The organism is Chamaesiphon sp. OTE_20_metabat_361 (assembly GCF_031364565.1).
The window spans coordinates 1-3,047 of record NZ_JANLWO010000695.1; the positions used below are offsets into that span (position 1 = coordinate 1).

A 3,047-nucleotide genomic window follows, 5' to 3' on the forward strand; every position below is an offset into this window, starting at 1 on the left:
TTAGCCGGACATATCGAGACTCCCAGCCAGCAAATCGCCCATTTAGAGCAGTTAAAACAAATTCAACAACACGCGATCGAGTCTGAGTATCCCACACGCATTACGGAATTTATCATTCTTCCTTTTGTCGGTGAATCTGCACCCGCACCGCTGCGCAGTCGTGTCGGACGCGATCAACCAATTCTGGCTGACAATCTCTTACTCACGGCTGTCGCGCGCATTTTCTTGGGTAACTACATCCCCAATCATCAGCCCAGTTGGGTCAAATTGGGGCTAGAAGGCGCGAAAACTGCGCTCACATGGGGATGCAACGATTTGGGCGGCACGTTGATGGAGGAGCATATTACCACGATGGCGGGAGCCAAAGGCGGGACTTGTTTATCGGTTGCTCAGTTGCAGGGGGCGATTGGCGATCTCGATCGGGATTATCGGCAGCGTAGTACTCTATACGAATTACTTTAGATCGACCAGAGAATTGGTGCGTTATGCTTGCGCAGTAACGCACCCTACCGTTAATTTATCGCTCTGGTGTAGGCGTAACGCACCATCACGAATCTAGATCTAAAGACAAAGCGATCGAAATATCTTCGATCGCTCTGTTTGTAATTTTAAGATTGGATGAGGCTGGTATTTTAAACGGTCGAAAAGTTGTGCTGACTCAAAATCTACACGCGCACTGTCTGCAATGCTTGCAACTGGCATAACAGGGTGTCAACTTCTGCTTGCAGTTCGAGGAATTTTTCTTGTCTATCGGCTGGATATAGAGCTTTGGTCAATTTGGCAATTTGCTGCTCGTACTCTGAATTAGCAGATCCAACTGCACGCTCTTGGGTAGTAGATCGGGGCGCAACTGGGGTTAGGGAACTGGGCGACATAGCTTTGATAGTTATTTATACTTACTCACACTCAAGGCAATTGTATCCCGGATTCCACGATTTTAGGATTTTAAATTATGGAGATTTCCGAGCTACGGCGATCGATCTACCAGGGATCGATCGTGTCGAGCAAGTGTGGATTTATTGTTTGTGACGGGGCGCTCTTGGGATTGTTCCGCTCGTGTAGAGCGATCGAAAATCGCGGTGTAAAGTCGTGCCATTCACCAGCCACTAGCCACCAACCAATTGCCATCTCATGTTAGATTGTTCTAGCTGGGGATCGGGGAAGTTTGGTGAGAATCCAAGACTGTGCCGCAACTGTGATGGAGCGCGAATGCTTCGAGTCAGAATACCGTGCTCTGAGCGTACCGATGGGGTACTTACATTCACTATTTCCTTGCGTCGCATAGGGAAGGAGTTAGATTCAGTGTCTGTTGAAAGGTCGATCTGTCCAGATATTTATCATCCTGCGATCGCGCGTGATGGATTATTGACGCGGTTGCGGATTCCAGGTGGTGTTTTGAATGAATTGCAGTGTGCGACGATCGCCCAGCTACTAGACACGATCGGGTTAGCATACGTCCAAGTTACCAATCGGGCGAACTTACAACTACGATCGATCGATCGAGATTTAGATAGCGGTTTATTAACGAAATTAACTGAATGTGGATTGGCTGCGAGTCAGACTGCCATTGATGGCATCCGGAATGTGATGCTGAGTCCGACAGCGGGAATCGATGCGCGGGAACTCATCGATGTCCGTCCGTTGGCGGCTGCTTGGCTGGAATATTTAGATAATCACTCCGAGCTGGGTGAATTGTCGAATAAATTTAGCGTCGGTTTTGATGGTGGTGGGAGTGTGAGTATTCTCGATCGACCCAATGATATATCGCTGTTAGCCGTTGGTGAGGATAAATTTAGTCTCTATCTGAGTATGGGCGATCGCGGACACCGACCACAACCTGTCGGGGTCGATTTAACGATCGAGGAATGTTTGCCGATGTTGGCGGCGATTTCTCAGTGTTACCGCCAGGGCATCAAAACTATTGGTGGCGAGCTTCGCCGTCCGCCCAGACTCAGAAGTGTGATTCGGCACTTTGGTTTGACCGAGTTTGGCGAACTGGTGCGACGAGAAATTGCGGGTTCTAGCCGTTTAATTTTTAAAAACCGTGCAGATCGCGATGCGACGCAGGTAAATGAGGATGTTCATTTAGGCGTACATCCGCAACGTCAATCAGATCGCTATTATGTGGGTATCGTCTTATTATTGGGACGAGCGACTGGAGCGCAAGTCAGCGGTTTGGGCGCGATCGCCGCACGGTATGGGAGTGGACATATTCGCCTGACTCCCTGGCAAAATGTCATTGTCCCCGATGTTAAGGAGCGCGATCTCCAGAAGGTACAGGAGTTAATTACCGATCTGGGTTTGGTGCAAACAGCTACTCATCCGAGTAGTTTATTAAGAGCCTGTGCGGGTATGACTGGTTGCCAGTTTAGCGCGACTGATACTCAAGCCGATGCGATCGCGCTATCCGAGTATTTAGCTGCTAAATTTACCCTAAATCTACCGCTGAATATTCATTTTAGTGGTTGCGATAAATCTTGCGCTCAACACGAGCGAGCCGACATTACCCTGTGGGGCACCGAGAACGCCGATCGAACTGGCGGCAGCTATCGGCTCGAAATCGGTGGGGTTATGGGCGAATGTGGACAGGAAACCAGCGATCTATTGCCCCCCGAACGCGTCCCGATCGCGATCGGCAGCCTCATCGCCACTTATCACGAGCGCCGGATCGATGCCCGAGAATCATTTTCAGCCTTTATCAACCATCAAACATCAGCCCAACTGCAAGAATTACTTCATGTCGTCTAAAATTACCATTCCCGCTCCCTTACAGTACATCCGCGATGGGGCGGAAATTTATAGCCAATCTTTTGCCACAATTCGATCGGAAGCTCAACTCGATACCTTACCTGCGGAGTTCGATGCAGTTGCAGTCCGACTGATCCATGCGTGTGGGATGATTGATATCGTCAACGATCTGGATTTTTCGATCGATGCCGCACGCGTCGGGCGCAAAGCACTAGCTGATGGGGCACCGATTTTGTGCGATGCGCGGATTGTTGCCGACGGTGTGACACGCATACGCTTACCTGTAGATAATCGCGTGA

Annotated in this window: 4 protein-coding genes, 1 pseudogene and 1 riboswitch; of the genes and pseudogenes, 3 read left to right on the forward strand and 2 right to left on the reverse strand. The window is 49.7% G+C overall.

Going from position 1 to position 3,047, the window contains the following annotated elements:
• A pseudogene (locus tag RMO35_RS19600) lies at nt 1-462 on the forward strand (7,8-didemethyl-8-hydroxy-5-deazariboflavin synthase subunit CofH); the annotation flags it as partial.
• 203 nt (nt 463-665) lie between these two features.
• Here RMO35_RS19600 and RMO35_RS19605 read toward each other — a convergent pair.
• Together RMO35_RS19605 and RMO35_RS19610 are read right to left on the reverse strand one after the other, a co-directional pair.
• Nucleotides 666-875 (reverse strand): hypothetical protein, encoded by a 210-nt coding sequence (locus tag RMO35_RS19605; protein ID WP_309743382.1) that lies wholly within the window; start codon nt 873-875, stop codon nt 666-668.
• A 106-nt stretch (nt 876-981) separates the two neighbouring features.
• Complete coding sequence (locus RMO35_RS19610) at nt 982-1,128, reverse strand: hypothetical protein (protein WP_309743384.1); 147 nt, start codon at nt 1,126-1,128, stop codon at nt 982-984.
• Nucleotides 1,123-1,250, forward strand: a riboswitch (cobalamin riboswitch). It overlaps the preceding gene by 6 nt.
• Nucleotides 1,251-1,302: 52 nt before the next feature.
• Between RMO35_RS19610 and cobG the strand changes: the two genes are divergently transcribed.
• Nucleotides 1,303-2,748, forward strand: coding sequence for a precorrin-3B synthase (gene cobG, locus RMO35_RS19615; RefSeq protein ID WP_309743385.1), 1,446 nt, complete (start codon nt 1,303-1,305; stop codon nt 2,746-2,748).
• The coding region (locus RMO35_RS19620; protein WP_309743387.1) for a precorrin-8X methylmutase at nt 2,738-3,047 on the forward strand (310 nt) is incomplete at its 3' end. The genes cobG and RMO35_RS19620, both read left to right, overlap by 11 nt.